Source organism: Bradyrhizobium sp. U87765 SZCCT0048 (genome assembly GCF_018131225.1).
Lineage (GTDB): Bacteria > Pseudomonadota > Alphaproteobacteria > Rhizobiales > Xanthobacteraceae > Bradyrhizobium_A.
Genome location: NZ_JAFCMM010000005.1, coordinates 395,947 through 413,644 on the forward strand (window position 1 = coordinate 395,947; position 17,698 = coordinate 413,644).

Consider the following 17,698-nt stretch of genomic DNA (forward strand, 5'->3'; position numbering starts at 1 on the left):
CCCTCGCTTCAGTCGCGCGCGATCACCGGCCCGCCAAACTTGTAGGCGAGGCCGACGGTGACGGTGGAGGCGGTGGCGCTGACGCGGTAGGGCAGCTGGCCGTTGGGCGTCAGCGGCGTGCCGTCGCGGCCGAAGCTGCCGAAATCATAGTAGCGATAGTCGAACGTGCCGATCAGTTGCGGGGTGAAGGCGTAGTCGAGGCCGCCGCCCGCGATCCAGCCGCTGCGGCTGGTCGTGAAGCTGTCCGTGCCGAGCACCGGATCGGTGTCGGTGTGGCGCAGGCCGCCATGGGCCCAGCCACCGGTGAAGAACACCAGGAAGCGATCGATCGCCCAGCCGGCGCGGGCGCGGACCGAGGCGGTCGAGCGCAGCGTGGTGGCGTCATTGGGGCCAAGCGCGAAGGCGTCGTTGCTGCGGCTGCTCGCCCAGGCACCATCGGCCTCGACGCCGAGCACCAGGCTGCCGAGCTGCCAGTTGGCGCCGATCGCGCCGCCGGCGGTGCCGCCGCTGCCGCCATAGTTCGCGCTGCCGCCGAAGTTGCTGATGTCGTGGTTGGTGAAACCGGCTCCGCCGAACACGCCGACATAGAAGCCGGACCAGTCGTAGGCGGGCGAGACCGGCGGCGCCTTGGTATAGGGCGCGACCGCGAGGTCCGCGGCGCCTGCCGACGTGGCCGCCGCAACGGCGAGCATGGCGGAGCTGAGAAGTGCGGTCTTCAGGATGTTCATGATGTCCTCTCGGGGCGCGAGGGACGCGCGCCCCCGAGGGGCGCGGTCCGGGCCGTCGTCAGAAGTGGATGATGGCGTCCATCGAGCCGATCAGCGCAAAGCTCTTGGTCGGGGCGATGCCGGCGTTGCTGTTGCCGTTGAACGCCGGTGCGTCGAGCGAGCGGTAGTAGCTGACCTCGGGGCGCAGCTCGATCTGCGGCGAGAACCAGTGCTGCAGGCCGATGCCGAACTCCAGATAGCGGGTCTTGACGCCGGTGCGCTGGCCTTCCTCGTCGTCGTAGAACTCGCCGCGGAACGACAGGTTGTCGAGCGGCGCGAACTTGTAGTTGAGGTAGGCGAGCGCGGCGAAGGCGCGCGCCGTGCACGTCACCGCCGTCGGATTGCTGCACACCGCAAGGCCTGGCGCGTTAAACGGCATCTGCTGTGGCGAGAACGGGAAGCCGTTGTTGGCGACGATGCCGAGCGGATCGGTGATGTTGAGCACGTTGCGCTGGAACAGCTCGTAGGCCTCGAACGAGATGTGCCACTGGTCGTTGAACTTGTGGTAGTACGTCAGGCCGTACCACTGCAGGTTGTTGTAGCCCCAGGTGCCGCTGTTGATGCCGTCGGCGACGATATTGATGTTGTCGTTGCCGCTGTCGCTGGTCAGGCGGATGCCGCCGGTGAAGGATGGAATGGCGCCCGGGTCCTTCTTCATCGTCGTGCCCGGGAATACCGGGTTCGGGAACGGGTTCGGAATGTTGGCGCCGACATGCCAGGGCATCGCCTCGGTGCCGACCGTGACGCCGAACTGCAGGATGACGTTCTTGTTCACCGCCAGCGTCGCCTGCACGCCGGTGTTGGTGTAGTTGTCGAACGTGTACGTCATCGAGTGCGAGTACATGTAGTTGTTGGGGGCGAGCTGGGCCTCGATATCGGGGATCGAGATGAAGCGGCCGACGCGGATGTTGAGGCCCTGCATCACCTGCGGGATGAATACCTCGCCATAGACCATCGGCATGTCGAAGCCGTTCACCGCGTTGCTCTTGAGCAACTGGTTGCTGAACAGGCCGTAGGCCGTGGTGTAGCGGTAGTTCTCGCCATAGATCGCCGAGACGCGGAAGCCCCAGTCGATATGGTCGCTCTGCACCGTGTCGGGCAGGCGCTCGAGATAGAGCACTGCCTGGTCGAGCTGCACGGTGTTCGGCGTGTAGCTGTAGGCCGCGGGCGCATTGCCGCCGGGTTTCACCGAGTTGGTGCTGAGGTTGCCGCCGACGTCGACCCAGCCGTAGAGCTGGATGTGGGCGTCGTTCATCACCCGCCCGAGCGGCGTGTTGGCGATGGCGGTCATCAGCGGGCTGTCGACCGAGCTCGGGCGCGTGACGCCGAGATTGGTGGTGCCGCCGTAGGGCCATTCGGTGAACGGCATCGGCGGCGTGGTTTGCGGCGTCGGCGGCCAGTCGGCACGCCGTCCTGCCGGCGCCTTCGGATCGGCCGGTGCTGCGTCGTGTCCCCATTCCAGCCGGTAGTAGTTCAGAAAGCGGCTGGCGACGTCGTCACCGAGATAGGCATCGAGACAGGAATAGTTCTTGTACGGATCGCAGCCTGCCGACGCTTTCGTGACAAGACTGTAGTCCGCCGCTCGTGCGCCGTCGATCAGGCCGATCGCGGCCAGCGACACACCTGCCAAAAGAATTCGTTTCATGACACGACCAACCCCGTTTGTCGCAGCGTCCCCAAGTTTGCGCTGCTCCGATTCCTGAACAATCGGTAACGAGGAGTTTTCCGGACCGCGTCGCAAAAAATCGATACGCGCTACGTTCGCAAAACATTAAGATAAAATAGCGCGCCGCGGCCGATGGCCCGCGTTTGCACATCAATCAGTCGATTGCCTGACGGTGTTGCCTGCTTTTCATGCGCCTGACGATGCGCGTTCGGCCTGCTCTCTTTCGCTTGCGCGCACAAACCTCGGCGCGTGGCGCACGCGCTTCACGCGTCGCGTCGAAAAGATATTTTATTTCTACGGTTTCGCGGCGCGATCATCATCGAAACCCTATCCCTTCACTCATTACATTGCGTGGTGCCGGGCTATCGAGACGACGCGCGTTCAGGACGTGCGTCTGCCACGAGACAGATTCATGCATGTGATATCGAACGCCGATCCCTGCGCACCGGACGCGGCGCGCGACGCCGTCGCCGCCGTGTCGTTCCCGTTTGTGCCTGACGCGCTGCGCGCGCAATGCCGCAACCTGGTGCAGACCTATCATGCGATGCACGGCCATGCGTGCCTGCCCGACATGCTGTGGAAGGCGGGGCTGCATGGCTTCATCGCCGCGCACGCCAATCTGCGCGATGCGCTGCGCAAGGCCTCGACGACGCGCAGCGCCCGCATCGCCAACGCGCTGTTCGCTGCGCTCGCGACCGAGATCCTGGCGCTGGAGGTGCTGGCCCGCGAATATGCGAGCTGGAGCGCGAGCCTGCCCGCCGCGAAGCTGAGGGCCATGGAGCTGCTCGAGCGCGGCACCCCGCCGGCGCGCACCTGGCTGATGGCCTACTATCTCTATCCACCGCGGTTCGACAGCCCGGCGGCGACCATCGTGCTGCCGCCGCCGGCCACCGCCGCGCCGGACGAGGTGGCGCGTGGCGGCGCGGATGCGACCGGCGCAGCGGAGGCGATGTCGTTCCGCGACATCGTGCTGGCGTGCCGCGCCGAGGATCTCGCGCGGCGGACGCGGCCTGCGATGGCCGTGGATCCGCACGGGTCGGCCGCGCGCTGATCGCGTGGCGCGCCGGCCAGGCGGCGAATGGCGGCCGTTCATGTTGGGCGCGGGCGCGCGGACTTATGGCATCCCTATATTTCAATGGCGGGGGGCGAATGGATTTCCTATGCTGTTCCGCGCAAGCGTTGCTTCCGCCGGGACAATTCGAGGTATCGTCGGAGCAGGAATCAGGTTCGCGCCGTAGGAGGAGCGCTGCGTTCATCGCAGCGCCCCGACGATGGCTGCGCCGCCGGGTTGCGACCGCGTTGCCACACCATGCTTGCTCCAGCGTCGCCCGTGTCGTCGCCATGTCGATGACGCGGCCGCGCCGTTCGGTTCTGAGCGTGCCGTTTCTTGGCGAGATCCCATTGACCAGCCTCGAGGTGATTGTGCGAAGTGGTAATGGCGGGGAAGACCCCGCCGGTGCCGCCATGTCGCCCGGCCGGCGCCTGCGCCGCTGGCTGGCCCTGCGGGTATCCGGTTTCATCCTGGCGGTGCTGCTGGCGGGGCTCGCCACGCTGGGGCTCTTGCTGCTCGACGCCGCGCTGTCGTTCAAGCTCAGTCCGGTGGTGTATCTCGTGCCGGTGGTGATCTCCGCGACGCGCTGGGGCTTCTGGCCGGCGATGGCGGCGGCGCTCACCGGCACGCTCGCGGCCGACTATTTCTTCCTGCCGCCGCTCTACAGCCTGCGCATCAGCGATCCGCAGGAGGGCATCAACCTCGCGCTATTCCTGCTGGTCGCCGTGGTCAGCAGCAATCTCGCCGCGCGGCTGCGCCGCGAGGCCGACCGGCTGCGCCAGAGCCGGCAGGCGGTGCAGGATCTCTACGAATTCTCGCGCCAGCTGGCGGTGTGCTTCACGGTGCGCGATCTCGTGGTCGCGATCCAGGCCTATGTCTCGACCACGCTCGGGCGGCACGCCGCGTTCGTCGCCGCGTCCGACGACGAGGACATCGAGGCCCTCGACGGCTCGTCGGTGCCGCCCGACATCCGCCGCGAGGCCCATGCCATGATCGCGCGTGGCGACCGCGACAGCCGCACCGCGTTCGACGGCGTCGGCAAGTCGTTCTGGATCATGCGCACGGTGTCGTCGGAGGCGATCGACCACGGCGTCATCGTGGTCGATATCGGCGGCCGCAGCACGGTGGCGATCGACGACGACCTGCGCCGCCTCGAGGCGGTGATCGACGAGGCCGCGGCGACACTGGCGCGAATCGATGTCGGCAAGGCGATGGGCGAGGCGCGGCTGCGGCTGCAGGAGGAACTGCTGCGCGACGCGCTGCATGGCGTGGTGTCGCACGAACTGCGCACGCCGCTGACCTCGATCCTCGGCGCTGCGAGCGTGCTGCAGGCCTCGCCCGGGATTGCCGCGGATGGTACCGTTCGCAGCCTGGTGGATGGCATTCACGAGGAGGCGGTGCAGCTCGACGGTTTCCTGCGCAACCTCGTCGATGCCTCCCGCGTTACCGCGCGCGGCGTACGGCCGCGGCGCGAATGGTGCGATCCGGCCGATATCGTCAATGCCGCGATCGAGCGCCGCTCGCAGCGCCTCGCGCGCCATCGCCTGCGCGTCGAGTTCGCGCCGCGGCTGCCGCTGATCCGGGTCGATGCCGTGCTTGTCGCGGAAGCCTGCGGGCAGTTGCTCGACAATGCCGCGAAATATTCGCCGGTCGGCAGCCAGATCATCGTCCGCGCCCGCGCCGAGACCGGCCGCGTGGTGCTTTCGGTGCTCGACGAGGGCGTCGGCCTGTCCGACGACGAGGCGCGCCAGCTCGGCCGCAAGAGTTTTCGCGGCGCGCGCCATGCCAATGTGCCGGGCTTTGGCCTTGGGCTGTGGATCGCCACCGCCTTCATCCGCGCCAATGGCGGCACGCTGGAACTGGCGAGCGGCGGCATCGCCGCCGGCACCGTCGCCGTGGTGACGCTGCCGGTGGGGCATGACGCCGATGTGCCGGCCGACGCAGCCGGCGACGCGTCATGAGCGAGCCCGTCAACACGGTCCTGGTGATCGATGACGAGCCGAAGATCCGCCGCTTCCTGCGCGCCGGCTTCGAGCTGCACGGCTATGCGGTGGTCGAGGCAGAGGCCGGCGAGGCCGGGCTGAAGGCGGCGATGTTCGATGCGCCGGACCTGATCATCCTCGATCTCGGGCTGCCCGACATCGCCGGCGACGAGGTGCTGGAGCGGCTGCGCGGCTGGTCGAACACGCCGGTGATCATGCTGTCGATCGAGGCGGACGAAGCCGAGAAGGTGCGGCTGCTGCGTGGCGGCGCCGACGACTATGTCGTCAAGCCGTTCGGCATCGCTGAGCTGCTGGCGCGCGGCGAGGCGGCGCTGCGCCGCTATTTCAAGAGCCGTACCGGCACGCCGGTGGTGACGGCAGGAGACCTGAGCATCGATCTCGTTGCCCGCAGCGTCACGGTCGGCGACAGCCGCATCAAGCTGACGCGCAAGGAGTACCGCCTGCTGCACGTGCTCGCCACCCATGTCGGCCTCGTGGTGACCCACGATCAGCTGCTGCGCGAGGTGTGGAGCGGGCGCCAGCGCGACAACGTGCAGTACCTGCGCATCCTGGTGCGCAAGCTGCGCCAGAAGATCGAGGCCGATCCCGACCGGCCGCGGCTGCTGGTGACGGAATCCGGCGTCGGCTACCGCCTGCAGGCCGACGCCGCGCCGCCACTTGCCGCGCGGCTGCCGAGCGTGTCGGACTCCTGAGAGGGCATCCGCCCACCATGTCGGCCGGCCAAACGCGAACGGGCGGCCCGAAGGCCGCCCGTCGACGAAGGCAGATGGCGCGTCGGCCTATTTCGAGGGCTCGAACGACAGCGGCGCCTGCTCGATGGTCGGGATCTCGATCTTGACCTTGGAGGTGTCGATCACCGTCTTGTCGAGCCAGTAGGTGACGGATTCCGGCCAGCCGATCACCACCACGACCAGGATGATCTGCATGAACACCCAGGGGATCGCGCCCCAGTAGATGTCCGAGCTCTTCACTTCCGGCGGCGCGATGCCGCGCAGGTAGAACAGCGCGAAGCCGAACGGCGGATGCATGAACGAGGTCTGCATGTTGACGCACAGCAGCACGCCGAACCACACGAGGTCGATGCCGAGCTTGCTGGCGACGGGCGCCAGCAGCGGGATGATGATGAAGGCGATCTCGAAGAAGTCGAGGAAGAACGCCAGGAAGAACACGAAGATGTTGACGAAGATCAGGAAGCCGATGGCGCCGCCGGGCAGGCCGGTCAGCATGTGCTCGATCCAGCGCGCGCCGTCCATGCCCTGGAACACGAGGCTGAAACAGGTCGAGCCGATCAGGATGTAGACCACCATCGAGGTCAGGCGCATGGTCGAGGTCATGCCCTGCTCGAGCAGCGTCCAGCTCAGGCGGCCGTGCATCGCCGCCAGCGCCATGGCGCCGACCGCGCCCATCGCGCCGGCTTCCGTCGGGGTGGCGAGGCCAAGGCCGATGGTGCCGAGCACCAGGAAGATCAGCACGATCGAGGGGATCATGCCCCACAGCACGCGGCGGATCAGCTTCCAGCTCATCGGCTCACGGGCATCCTCGGGGATCGGCGGCATCGCCTTGGGCCGCACGATCGACAGGATGACAATGTAGGCGATGAAGATCGCGACCTGCAGGATCGACGGGCCGATGGCGCCGAGATACATGTCGCCGACCGAGCGCCCGAGCTGGTCGGCGAGCACGATCAGCACCAGCGACGGCGGGATCAATTGCGTGATGGTGCCGGACGCCGCAATGACGCCGGTGGCGAGCTTCATGTCGTAGCCGTAGCGCATCATCACCGGCAGCGAGATCACGCCCATGGCGATGACCGAGGCGGCGACGGTGCCGGTGATGGCGCCGAGCACCGCGCCGACGATGATCACCGCGTAGGCGATGCCGCCGGGGATCTTGCCGAACAGCTGCCCGGTGCCTTCCAGCAGGTCCTCGGCGAGGCCGCAGCGCTCCAGGATCGCGCCCATGAAGGTGAAGAACGGGATCGACAGCAACAGGTCGTTGGAGATGATGCCGTAGAAGCGGAACGGCAGCGCCTGCAGGAACGACGGATCGAAGTGGCCGGTGGCGATGCCGATGACGCCGAAGAACAGACCGACGGCGGCGAGCGAGAAGGCCACCGGAAACCCGTACAGCATGAACAAGACCATGGTCCCGAACATGAGCGGGGGCATGATGCCGTGTGAAAACATGGAGCGTTATCCCGTCCCGAAAAGGATTGTGGCGCCTTACTGCAGCGGCGCTTCGTAGTGCGTGTCGATCTTCACCGCGCCGGTGAGGCCGGCGATGCGCTTGACGAGCTCGGCGGCGCCCTGCAGCCACAGCAGCACGAAGCCGGCGGGCAGCAAGAGCTTGGCGGGCCACAGAATGAGGCCGCCGGCGTTCGAGGAGTATTCCTGCGACACGTACGACTTGAGGAAGAACGGCCAGGTCAGGTTGATCAGATAGGCGGTGACCGGCAGCAGGAAAACGATGAAGCCGATGACGTCGATCCACAGCCGCGTGCGCTCGGAGACGGAGGAGTACAGGAGGTCGACGCGGACATGTTCGTTGAGGCGCAGCGTCTGCGCCGCGCCGAGCAGCACGATCCCGCCGAACATGTACCACTGGATTTCCAGCCAGCTGTTCGAGGAGTAGCTGAAGGCGTAGCGGACCATCGCATTGCCGGCGCTGACGAGGCACGCCAGCAGCACCAGCCATTTGGCGATAAAACCGGCGACGTCGCCGATGGCGTCGATGACGCGGGTCAGTTTGAGCAGCTGTTGCACGAGCCTGTCCTTGGATCCCTTGGGTCTGGGCGATCGGTGCCGGTTGGGCGGTTCTTCATTGCTTGGCGATTCACGCCGCTGCCGCGGACATTGCGGACGCGCCGTCAGCGGATGTTGACCGCGTCGGCGGGCCGTCCGGAACATGCGAAACTGAGGCCTAAAGTCGCAGAAACGTCCGTAAGCGGGTCGGACATGGCACAATTTTGACGCAAAAACAACACTGCGGGACCCTGTTGCAAGGGGTTGTGGACGCTACGAAAGTCTCATGCGGTCAACGGGTTGCGCAGCATCAGGGCCGGCGGCGGCCGCGCGCCTTTGCATTTATTGCGAGGCAGGCCGTGTTTTTGTCCGATCGTTGCGGCGGGCCGCTCTGGCACCCCGCCGGCCGCGCCGCGACAGCCCGCGCGGCGCCGCTTCGGTTCCGGCAACGGAACCCGCCAACCTTGATCCAGATCATGGTCGATTGTGACCGATGGATAAAATGACAGGCGGAATCGATCCCGTGCGCAGGTTGTGTCGTGGATCGCGCAAGCCCTTTGCATCAACCGCTTGGCCAGCATGTGCGCAGCTCATGGGGGATAGGATCATGTTGAGTTCGGTTCTCGACTGCCTGGACGTGGCCGTCGTGCTCACCGACGACAGTCGTGACCACATTCGTTTCGCCAACCGCGCGTTCCTGCGCCTCGTCGGCTGCTCCGCCGCCGAACTCGCCGACGATCACAAGTCGCTGCAGGACCTCGTCGACCCGGTGGACCGCGAACGCGAGGCGCCGCAGCGCGCGCTGCTCGCGCAAGGCAAGATCGACGGCTACACCATCCGCAAGCGCTACCTGCGCGCCGACGGATCGCGGGTGTGGGCCAACGTCACGCTGCGTGCGCTGCCCGGCAACGGCGCGGACGGCGAGAGCGTCGTGCGCACCATCGAGCCGGTGGCGCAGGACGACGGCGCGTGGCGCGACGGCCGGCCGCCGGTGTCCTCGATCGTGGTCGGCGAGGCCGTGTCCGACGGTTTCGCGCCGCTGGTCGCGATGCGCGACAGCGACGACGTGCCGCCGGCGATCCGCGCCGCGATCCAGCTCATCACCGACAACAGCGGCGGGCGTCTTGGCCTCTCGGAGGTGGCGCGCCGCTGCGGCACCAGCGTGCGGTCGCTGCAGCGCCACTTCGCGCGCCATGGCATGAGCGCGGCGCGCGTGCTCAAGCTGATGCGGTTGCGGCGGGCGCGCGCGCTGCTCGGCGGCAGCGAGGCGGCGTCCTCCGTCACCGGCGTCGCGTTCGCCTGCGGCTTTACCAATCTCGGGCATTTCGCCCGCGACTACCGCGCTGCGTTCGGCGAATTGCCGTCGGCGACGCTCGGCCGCGCGCGCATCGACGAACGCGCCGGCGTGTCGCGCGCTGAGTGCGCCTGACGCGAAACGGGCAAAACCGCGATTAAGCGCGGGCCGCTAACGATGGCTGCTGAAGATACCACACGGAGCGGCGCCGATGGCCGAGGCATCAGGAATTTCGCGTAGACTCGCGTTCAACATGATCGACGGCGAGATGCTCGCCGCGCTGCGCGAGGCGAAGCCGCTGATCGTCGCGCAGATGCCCGCGGTGCTCGACGATTTCTATGACCACGTCGCGCGGTTCGAGGAGACCGCGCGGTTCTTTCGCAGCCGCGAACACATGCAGCATGCCAAGACGATGCAGCTGCAGCACTGGGCGATCATCCTCGACGGCCGTTTCGACGATGCCTACGAGGCCTCGGTCACCAGGATCGGCGAGGTCCACAACCGGCTCGGCCTCGAGCCGCGCTGGTACATCGGCGGCTACAGTGTGCTGATCGCCGGCCTGCTGCGCGTCGTCGGCCGGCGCTCCACCGCCAATGGCCTGTTCGGACGGACCGGCGGCGATGCGCGCCGCAATGCGCTGCTGCAGCAGGCCATCGTCAAGGCCGCGCTGCTCGACATGGACATCGCCATCGACGTCTACATCGAGGCCGGCCGCCGCGACCGGCGCAGCACGCTGGACAAGCTCGCGGTCGATTTCGAGAAGACGATCGGCGGCGTCGTCAACATCGTGGCGTCGGCGGCGACGCAGCTGCAGTCGTCGGCGCAGGCGATGAGCCGCCTTGCGCAGCAGGCGACGTCGCAGGCGGCCGATGCCGACAGCGCCGCCAGCACCGCCAGCGCCAATGTCGAGGGCGTCGCGGTCGCGGCCGAGGAACTCACCAGCTCGATCCGCGAGATCTCGCGGCAGGTCAATGAATCGGCACGCGTCTCGACCGAGGCGGCGCGCGAGGCCGATCAGGCCGCCGACAAGATGCAGCGCCTGTCCGATGGCGCCGACCGCATCGGCGCGATCATCGAGCTGATCAACAACATCGCCTCGCAGACCCATCTGCTGGCGCTCAACGCCACCATCGAGGCGGCGCGCGCCGGCGAGGCCGGGCGCGGCTTCGCCGTGGTGGCGCAGGAGGTGAAATCGCTCGCCGAGCAGACCGCGAAGGCGACGTCCGATATCCGCGCGCAGATCGGCGGCATGCAGGGCGCGACCGCCGACTCGGTGTCGGCGATCGCCTCGATCACCTCGGTGATCCGCTCGATGAGCGACGTCTCGTCGGCGATCGCGGCGGCGGTCGAGCAGCAGGGCGCGGCGACCAACGAGATCTCGCGCAGCGTCCAGCTCGCCGCCAGCGGCACCGGCCAGGTGTCGCACAGCGTTTCCGGCATCACGGTGTCGGCGGGGGAGAGCGGCGCGGCCGCCGACGAGGTGCTGGCGGCGGCGTCCGAACTGTCGGCGCAGTCCGAGCAACTGCGGCTGGAAGTCGACACGTTTCTCGCCACCGTGCGCGCGGCCTGAGGCGCTGTCGGGCGAACGCGCCGCGTCGCGTGCGTGCGGCGCGTATGCGGGAGGCGCGCGCGGGACGCTGCCATTCGCCGTCCCTGTCTGGAAAAGCGCGCCGCGGCGGTGCATAGGCGTTGGCCTCGAGGCCAGGGAGTGCGCCATGACCGACACCGTCACCCGCCATTACGACACGCTGCTTGCGGAACACTACACATGGATGTTCGGGCTTCCGTTCGCCGCCAAGGTGGCGGAGCAGCGCGACACGCTCGCGGCCCTCGGGGTGGAAGCGGGCGTGCACGGGACGGCGATCGATCTCGGCTGTGGCCCCGGGTTTCAGTCGCTGGCGCTTGCAGACCTCGGTTTTCAGCGCGTCATCGCCGTCGATACCAGCCAGGCGTTGCTGCATGAGCTCGACGCCCACAAGGGCGATCGGACGGTCGAGACGGTGCTGGCGGACCTGCGGGATGTCGACCGCCTCGCCGGGCCGGGCAGCGTGGAGACGATCGTCTGCATGGGCGACACGCTCACCCATCTGGCAAGCCGGGCGGAGGTCTCCGGCGTTCTCGGCAAGGTGCGCGATCTGCTGCAGCCCGGCGGTCTGCTGGTGCTGACCTTCCGCGACCTGTCGGCCGCGCTGGCTGGCCTCGACCGCTTCCTGCCCGTCCGGGCCGATGCCGACCGCATCATGGTGTGCGTGCTGGACTACGAGCCGGAGACGGTCGTCGTCAGCGATCTCGTGCATGTGCGCACGGATGATGGCTGGACGCTGCGCAAGAGCAGCTACCGCAAGCTGCGCCTCGGCCCGGCCGCGCTCGCGGACGAACTGACCGGCCTCGGTCTTGCCGTCCGGCGCAACGAACCTGCGGGCCGCATGCACGCGATCGTCGCGGCACGATGACGCCGATGCGCCGGTGATGCCGGCGCCGGCCCGCGGGCGGCGCGCTCACACCGCGCGCATCGCCGTGGCATCCTCCGGCGCGACGATGCGGCGGTAGAGATGCCAGGTGGCGTGGCCGAGCACCGGCAGCGTCACCAGCAGGCCGAGGAAGGTCGGCAGCACCGACACCACCAGCACGACGATCACGACCAGCGCCCAGCCGAGCAGCGGCAGCGGATTGGTCGTCACCGCGCGCACGCTGGTGATCATCGCGGTGACGCAGTCGACATCGCGGTCGAGCAGCAGCGGGAACGACACCACCGTCAGCGAGAACAGCACGATCGACAGCAGCAGGCCGTCGAGATGGCCGATCAGCAGGAACAGCAGGCCCTCGCGGGTCGACAGCACCACGGTGACGAACTCGCTGAAGCTCGTGAACGAGGCGTTGACGCCGAGCAGCAGGGCGATCAGCAGCCGCACCTGATACATCCAGATCACGAACACGAACAGCGTCACGAATGCCATCCAGCCGATCTCGCCGCGGCTGCGCACCGTGCGCCAGACGGCGGCGAACGACAGCGGCTGGTCCTGCTCGATGCGGCGGCTGACGTCGTAGAGGCCGGCGGCGACGAACGGCCCGACCAGCGCAAAGCCGGCGGCGAGCGGATAGGCGAGATAGCCGAGGCCGAGCGCGCTGACGCAGGCGACGATGGCCATGCCGCCGAATGCATAGAGCGCGCCGAAGGCGAGGCCGAAGCGCGGCGCGGCCTTGAAGTCGCGAAAGCCGTCGCCAAGCGCCTCGGCGATGTCGGCGGCGCCGATCCTGCGCACCACCGGGTCGGTCTTGCCGGATATCGAGCTCATGCGTCGCCTCCTGCCGCCTGTTTTTGCCATTCCGGCCGACAACGGCAGGGCGCGCTTTGATCGATATCAATCCCCGGGGCTGCGCCCCGTGTCTTGGTTCCCGCCGCCGCGCACGACCGCGGAGCGCTCCGGATTGGAGCTGGGGGAAGAGGATGAAATGACCATTCAACGTCGTTCGATCTTGAAGGCCTTCGCCGGCCTCGCGCTGTGCCCGCTGTGCGCCACCGCAGGTCGCGCCGCCGACGGGCCGCACTGGAGCTATGAGGGAGCGGAGGGGCCCGGCCACTGGGGCGATCTCGACGCCGCGAGCAAGGTGTGCGGCGTCGGCGGCCAGCAGTCGCCGATCGACATCCGTTCGTCCGTGCGTGCGGAGCTGCCGCCGCTGGTCATCGACTGGAAGGGCGGCGTCGACACCATCGTCAACAACGGCCACACCATCCAGGTCAACGCCGCCGGTGGCAGCACCCTCAGGGTCGCCGACGCCACCTATCAACTGCTGCAGTTTCATTTCCATCGGCCGAGCGAGCACCTCATCGACGGCAAGAGCTATCCGATGGAGGTGCATTTCGTGCACCGGGACGCCTCCGGCGCGCTCGCGGTGGTCGGCGTGCTGATGGCCACGGGGGCGGCCAATGCGGCGTTCGCGGCGGTGACCGCGGCGATGCCGCAGGCGGCGGGGCCGGCGGTGAAGGCGCCGGCGGCGATCGATGCGGCGGCCTTGCTCCCGGCGGCCCGCAGCTACTACCGCTATCCCGGCTCGCTGACCACGCCGCCCTGCGCCGAGACCGTGGAGTGGCTGCTGCTGACGACGCCGGTCGAGGTCGCGGAGGCGGACGTCGCGAGCTTCGCCAAGCTCTACGCCATGAACGCGCGTCCCGCCCAGAAGGTGAACCGCCGCGACGTGCTGCGCTCGGGTTAGGGCGGTTGCGAAGCAACCATCGACCTTGATGTTTGTCGTGGCCGGGACAAGCCCGGCCACGACAGAGAAAGATAGAAAGCGCGTCTTTTCATGATGGCGTTACGTCGCGCGGCCCGTTGGTGACGGACCCGGAATCTTGACCTTTGATCTTGCTGAGCGCTGGAGATGGGATCGCCGCTTCGCGGTGTCCGGAATGACGTGGTGGATGATCGAGGCGCATCCGCCCCCATCGCTGTCGCGCGCGGGCATGACCTTCCTCATCCAGAGGAGCGGGCGCAGCCCGCGTCTCGAAGGATGAGGCCGGGGCGCCTCGCCCAGCGCGACGCGCGGGGCCTCATGGTTCGAGACGCGCGGCTTTGCCGCGCTCCTCACCATGAGGAGATGGGTTGGCGCCCACGTCTCAGTCCTTGCGGCCGTCGGCGTCGTAGAACGCTTTGGCGTCGGCGGTCAGCGCCGCGCGCGAGGCGGGGATGGTGTAGAGCATGTGGCCGCCGCGATAGAGTTTCAGCGACGTGCGGCCCTCGGCGAGCTCGCGCGGCAGGTGGTCGAGCACGTAGCGGCTGACGCCGTAGGGCGTGATCAGGTCGCTGTAGCCATGGGCGACCATCAAGCGGAACGAGGGATCGAGCGCCAGCAGTTCGCGGATGTCGTCGCTCGCATTAGCCTGGCGGCGCGAGCCGTCGCCGTCGCCCCACTTCCACTTGTTGTTCACCTCCATGCTGAGCAGCTGGTAGGTCATGTCGGTCTTGAAGCCGAGGGTTTCCCGGGCGTAGGCGGCGAACGCGCCGCCATAGGCGCGCGTGAAGCCTTCCAGCACGGGATCGGGGCCGCGGCCGTCGCTGTCGGGATAGGGATCGGGGGCGGCGAGCGCGGCGTCGTAGATGCTGACGACGGACTGGTCGCGCTCGCGCAGATGCTTGAGGAATGCATCACGCACGAAGCCGCGGGTGCGCGTCACCAGTTCCGGCGACAGGCCGCTGAGCGCGGCGACGCGGCCATAGAAGGCGCGCGCGGCATCGCCGGTCGGCGCCGCGCCGGCGAGGGTGGTGAGATAGTCGGTCATGGCGAAGCGCTCGGCATCGGCCTGCGCCTGCGGCGTGAACGCGCCGCGCCGCTCCAGTTCGGTGGCGGTGAGCGAGGGCAGCTGCAGCGCCGCGCCGAGCGGGTAGCGGTTGGAGCCGAAGATCAGCGAGCCGTCGATCAGCGGCGACAGCATGATCACGCCGGCGACGATCACGCCCTGGGACTGGCGCAGCGCCTGCGCGGTCTTGGCGGCGCGGAAGCCGCCATAGCTTTCGCCCAGCAGATATTTCGGCGCGCCGCTGCGGCCGTTGCGCGCCAGATACAGCGCGATCACCTTGGCCATCGCCTGGGCGTCGGGCTGCACGCCGAAGAAGCTGCTGTCGTCGGCCTTCGTGGTGCGGCTCCAGCCGGTGCCGACGGGATCGATGATCACGAGATCGGTGAAGGCGAGCCAGCTCTGCGGATTGTCGACGAGCGCGGCATGGGAGCCGTCGCGGCCGCTCGGGCCGAAGTCGAGCACCTTCGGCCCGACGAGGCCGAGATGCAGGTACGCCGACGCCGCGCCGGGCCCGCCGTTGAACACGAAGGTGATCGGGCGGTTGGCGGGCGCGTCCTTGGCGACATAAGAGGTGTAGAACACCGCCGCGGTGCGCTCGCCGGTCTGGCCATAGAGCGGGAAGGTGCCGGCGGTTGCGGTGTAGGCGAGGGCGCGGCCATTGATGGTGAGCGTATGGCTGGTCACCGCATCGGCGGGCAGCAGCGCCAGCACGCCCTGTGCGCCGGCGGCTTTGGTGTCGGCGCTCCTGGTGTCAGATGCCTTCGTGTCGGATGCCTTCGTCTCGGACGTCTTCGTCTCGGATGTTTTGGCGTCGCCGGTCCTGGCCTCGGCGGCCGCGGCATCGGCGGCCTTCGCCAGGGCGTCCTCGGCATGGACGGCGCGCGGCGTGCCGAGCAGCAGCGTGCTGCCGAGGGCGAGCGCGAGTGCGCCCGCGAGCCATCGATCTGCCTGGGTGCGGAGCGTCGTCGTCATGCCATGTCCTGTGCGGTCTTCCCGGGGATGCCGGGGCCGCCGCAACGGCGACGGCGCCGGCACCGTGGCGGCCGATTGCGGCGGATGTGGTGGCGCGGAACGGCCGCGGGAATCAGGGGCACGACCGGCGGTGCACGGTATCCCCGGCCGGCGCTTTCAATGACGGTCCGATGACGTGCCGCGGCCGGCGACAGGCGCCCCAAATTCATAAATTGTTAAATGTTATCAACGCCCAGCGAGTTCCATCGGCCGTTCCGAAACTGCGACGCTGTGGCGCAGCGGGCACAGCGCGCGGACGGCAATTGGCGTACGCTCCAGACACAGTGTTCGTCGACATTCGCTCATCAGTTCGGCCGGGATTGGGGGACCTTGTGATGAAAGCCGTGACGTCGACCCGCATCGTCGGGTCCGTGTTCGCCCTCGCAGGCGCCGCATTCGCCGCGGGTTCGGCGTCCGCCGCCGATCTGCCCGCCAAGGTCTACCGCAAGGCGCCGCCGATGGTGGTGCAGGCCTACAACTGGACCGGCTTCTACGCGGGCGTGAACGCCGGCGTCGGCTTCGGCCGCTCGACCACCCAGGCCGCGATCGGAGCGCCGCCGGTCGGCTTCCCGACCTCGCGCCTCGGCGGTCTCGGCGGCTTTGGCGGCGGCCAGATCGGCTACAACTGGCAGTACGGCGACCTGCTCGGCCTCGGCAACATCGTGCTCGGCGTCGAGACCGACATCCAGGGCGGCAGCCTCAAGGACAGCCGCACCTGCGAGGTGACCTGCCTCAACGGCACCGGCCTCGCCTTCAACCAGAAGCTCGACTGGTTCGGCACCGCGCGCGGCCGCATCGGCCTCGCCACCGGCTCGGTGCTGACCTACTTCACCGGCGGTTTCGCCTACGGCAACGTCAAGACCACGGTCACCGATCTCTCCAACCCGGCGCTCGCCACCACCTTCGGCAGCACCCGCACCGGCTGGACCGTCGGCTCCGGCGTCGAGGCCGCGCTCGGCGGCAACTGGACCGGCAAGATCGAATATCTCTATGTCGATCTCGGTACCCAGAACGGCGCCGCGCTGCTGCCGAACGCCTATGCCTACTCCTCGCAGATCCGCGAGCATATCTTCCGCGTCGGCCTGAACTACCGTATCGGCGGCGTCGGCCTGTACGCGCCGGAGCCGGTGGCCAACTGGTCGGGCGTCTATCTCGGCGGCAACGTCGGCGGCGCCACCGCGCTGAACCGCAGCACGCTGGCGGCGACCGCCCTCACCAACGAGAAGTTCAACCTGGCGCCGGACGGCTACCTCGGCGGCGTGCAGATCGGCTACAACTGGCAGGCGGGCGCCTGGGTCTATGGCCTGGAGACCGACATCCAGGGTTCGAGCCAGAAGGACGACAAGCCCTGCCAGCTCGGCTGCTTCCTCGGCATCCCGCAGCTCGCCACCTTCAATCAGAAAATGCAGTGGTTCGGCACCGCCCGCGGCCGCATCGGGTATTCGGTCGGCTCGACGCTGTTCTACGCCACCGGCGGCTTCGCCTACGGCAACGTCAAGACCGACGTCGCCGGCAGCTTCCTCGGCACCGCCTTCGCCCAGTCGTTCTCGCGGACCCGCACCGGCTACGCGGTGGGCGGCGGCATCGAATCGCCGTTCGATATCTTCGGCCTGTTCGGCAAGAACTGGACCTCCAAGACCGAGTACCTCTATGTCGACCTCGGCCGCTCGACCGATGTCATCACCGGCACCGGCCTGACCTTCTCGACCAAGGCCCAGGAGCACGTGTTCCGCACCGGCCTGAACTACCACTTCAACAGCCCGGTCGTGGCCCGGTACTGAGCCCTCCGGACCGTCGTTTGCTGCGAAAACCCCGGCCTTGCGCCGGGGTTTTTGCTGTTTTCAGCGCCCGGATGTTACGCCGCGACGT

Annotated in this window: 15 protein-coding genes; 8 read left to right on the forward strand and 7 right to left on the reverse strand. The window is 68.1% G+C overall.

Features of this window, described 5'->3' with window-relative positions; genetic code table 11:
• Positions 1–8: 8 nt before the first annotated feature.
• Positions 9–728 carry an outer membrane protein gene (locus tag JQ639_RS28505; protein WP_211962736.1) on the reverse strand — a complete coding sequence of 240 codons (720 nt, stop codon included), beginning with the start codon at positions 726–728 and terminating at the stop codon, positions 9–11.
• A gap of 58 nt (positions 729–786) precedes the next feature.
• Positions 787–2,412, reverse strand: a complete 1,626-nt coding sequence (locus tag JQ639_RS28510; protein WP_211962738.1) for an outer membrane beta-barrel protein — start codon at positions 2,410–2,412, stop codon at positions 787–789.
• Positions 2,413–2,845: 433 nt separating this feature from the next.
• Between JQ639_RS28510 and JQ639_RS28515 the strand changes: the two genes are divergently transcribed.
• From JQ639_RS28515 to JQ639_RS28525, 3 genes are all read left to right on the forward strand, one after another.
• Positions 2,846–3,484 carry a hypothetical protein gene (locus tag JQ639_RS28515; RefSeq protein WP_211962740.1) on the forward strand — a complete coding sequence of 213 codons (639 nt, stop codon included), beginning with the start codon at positions 2,846–2,848 and terminating at the stop codon, positions 3,482–3,484.
• Between the two features lie 413 nt (positions 3,485–3,897).
• Positions 3,898–5,445, forward strand: coding sequence for a sensor histidine kinase (locus JQ639_RS28520; RefSeq protein ID WP_211962742.1), 1,548 nt, complete (start codon positions 3,898–3,900; stop codon positions 5,443–5,445).
• A complete protein-coding gene (locus JQ639_RS28525; protein ID WP_211962744.1) occupies positions 5,442–6,179 on the forward strand; it encodes a response regulator in 738 nt (245 codons plus the stop codon). Before JQ639_RS28520 ends, JQ639_RS28525 begins: the two co-directional genes overlap by 4 nt.
• Before the next feature lie 87 nt (positions 6,180–6,266).
• Here JQ639_RS28525 and JQ639_RS28530 read toward each other — a convergent pair whose 3' ends face one another.
• The 3 genes from JQ639_RS28530 to JQ639_RS28540 form a co-directional block, all read right to left on the reverse strand.
• The gene (locus JQ639_RS28530; RefSeq protein WP_211962746.1) at positions 6,267–7,673 is read right to left on the reverse strand and encodes a TRAP transporter large permease; all 1,407 of its coding nucleotides are present in this window, start codon (positions 7,671–7,673) and stop codon (positions 6,267–6,269) included.
• Positions 7,674–7,709: 36 nt separating this feature from the next.
• Entirely contained in the window at positions 7,710–8,249 is a 540-nt protein-coding gene (locus JQ639_RS28535) for a TRAP transporter small permease subunit (protein WP_211962747.1), read from the reverse strand.
• Positions 8,250–8,512: 263 nt separating this feature from the next.
• Positions 8,513–8,809 (reverse strand): hypothetical protein, encoded by a 297-nt coding sequence (locus tag JQ639_RS28540; RefSeq protein WP_211962748.1) that lies wholly within the window; start codon positions 8,807–8,809, stop codon positions 8,513–8,515.
• A gap of 26 nt (positions 8,810–8,835) precedes the next feature.
• Here JQ639_RS28540 and JQ639_RS28545 point away from each other — a divergent pair, with 26 nt between their 5' ends.
• The 3 genes from JQ639_RS28545 to JQ639_RS28555 all read left to right on the forward strand — a co-directional run bounded on the left by JQ639_RS28545 (position 8,836) and on the right by JQ639_RS28555 (position 11,975).
• A complete protein-coding gene (locus JQ639_RS28545) occupies positions 8,836–9,657 on the forward strand; it encodes a helix-turn-helix domain-containing protein (RefSeq protein ID WP_211962749.1) in 822 nt (273 codons plus the stop codon).
• Between the two features lie 76 nt (positions 9,658–9,733).
• Positions 9,734–11,092, forward strand: a complete 1,359-nt coding sequence (locus JQ639_RS28550) for a globin-coupled sensor protein (protein WP_211962750.1) — start codon at positions 9,734–9,736, stop codon at positions 11,090–11,092.
• Between the two features lie 145 nt (positions 11,093–11,237).
• On the forward strand, positions 11,238–11,975 hold the full coding sequence (locus tag JQ639_RS28555; protein WP_211962751.1) for a class I SAM-dependent methyltransferase: 738 nt from the start codon (positions 11,238–11,240) through the stop codon (positions 11,973–11,975).
• A gap of 45 nt (positions 11,976–12,020) precedes the next feature.
• Here JQ639_RS28555 and JQ639_RS28560 read toward each other — a convergent pair whose 3' ends face one another.
• Entirely contained in the window at positions 12,021–12,818 is a 798-nt protein-coding gene (locus tag JQ639_RS28560; RefSeq protein WP_211962752.1) for a DUF2189 domain-containing protein, read from the reverse strand.
• Between the two features lie 163 nt (positions 12,819–12,981).
• Between JQ639_RS28560 and JQ639_RS28565 the strand changes: the two genes are divergently transcribed.
• Positions 12,982–13,737 (forward strand): carbonic anhydrase, encoded by a 756-nt coding sequence (locus JQ639_RS28565; RefSeq protein WP_211964918.1) that lies wholly within the window; start codon positions 12,982–12,984, stop codon positions 13,735–13,737.
• A gap of 400 nt (positions 13,738–14,137) precedes the next feature.
• Here the strand turns inward: JQ639_RS28565 and JQ639_RS28570 are convergent, their stop codons facing one another.
• Positions 14,138–15,790, reverse strand: coding sequence for a S10 family peptidase (locus tag JQ639_RS28570; RefSeq protein WP_211962754.1), 1,653 nt, complete (start codon positions 15,788–15,790; stop codon positions 14,138–14,140).
• A gap of 374 nt (positions 15,791–16,164) precedes the next feature.
• On the opposite strand from JQ639_RS28570, the gene JQ639_RS28575 reads away from it, so the two are divergent.
• Positions 16,165–17,610 carry an outer membrane protein gene (locus tag JQ639_RS28575; RefSeq protein ID WP_211962756.1) on the forward strand — a complete coding sequence of 482 codons (1,446 nt, stop codon included), beginning with the start codon at positions 16,165–16,167 and terminating at the stop codon, positions 17,608–17,610.
• Positions 17,611–17,698: the final 88 nt, after the last annotated feature.

Bases quoted from the DNA above. Each gene is read 5' to 3' on its own strand.
- JQ639_RS28505 (WP_211962736.1), bottom strand. From the start codon at position 728: ATGAACATCCTGAAGACCGCACTTCTCAGCTCCGCCATGCTCGCCGTT.
- JQ639_RS28510 (WP_211962738.1), bottom strand. From the start codon at position 2,412: ATGAAACGAATTCTTTTGGCAGGTGTGTCGCTGGCCGCGATCGGCCTG.
- JQ639_RS28515 (WP_211962740.1), top strand. From the start codon at position 2,846: ATGCATGTGATATCGAACGCCGATCCCTGCGCACCGGACGCGGCGCGC.
- JQ639_RS28520 (WP_211962742.1), top strand. From the start codon at position 3,898: ATGTCGCCCGGCCGGCGCCTGCGCCGCTGGCTGGCCCTGCGGGTATCC.
- JQ639_RS28525 (WP_211962744.1), top strand. From the start codon at position 5,442: ATGAGCGAGCCCGTCAACACGGTCCTGGTGATCGATGACGAGCCGAAG.
- JQ639_RS28530 (WP_211962746.1), bottom strand. From the start codon at position 7,673: ATGTTTTCACACGGCATCATGCCCCCGCTCATGTTCGGGACCATGGTC.
- JQ639_RS28540 (WP_211962748.1), bottom strand. From the start codon at position 8,809: ATGCTGGCCAAGCGGTTGATGCAAAGGGCTTGCGCGATCCACGACACA.
- JQ639_RS28545 (WP_211962749.1), top strand. From the start codon at position 8,836: ATGTTGAGTTCGGTTCTCGACTGCCTGGACGTGGCCGTCGTGCTCACC.
- JQ639_RS28550 (WP_211962750.1), top strand. From the start codon at position 9,734: ATGGCCGAGGCATCAGGAATTTCGCGTAGACTCGCGTTCAACATGATC.
- JQ639_RS28555 (WP_211962751.1), top strand. From the start codon at position 11,238: ATGACCGACACCGTCACCCGCCATTACGACACGCTGCTTGCGGAACAC.
- JQ639_RS28560 (WP_211962752.1), bottom strand. From the start codon at position 12,818: ATGAGCTCGATATCCGGCAAGACCGACCCGGTGGTGCGCAGGATCGGC.
- JQ639_RS28570 (WP_211962754.1), bottom strand. From the start codon at position 15,790: ATGACGACGACGCTCCGCACCCAGGCAGATCGATGGCTCGCGGGCGCA.
- JQ639_RS28575 (WP_211962756.1), top strand. From the start codon at position 16,165: ATGAAAGCCGTGACGTCGACCCGCATCGTCGGGTCCGTGTTCGCCCTC.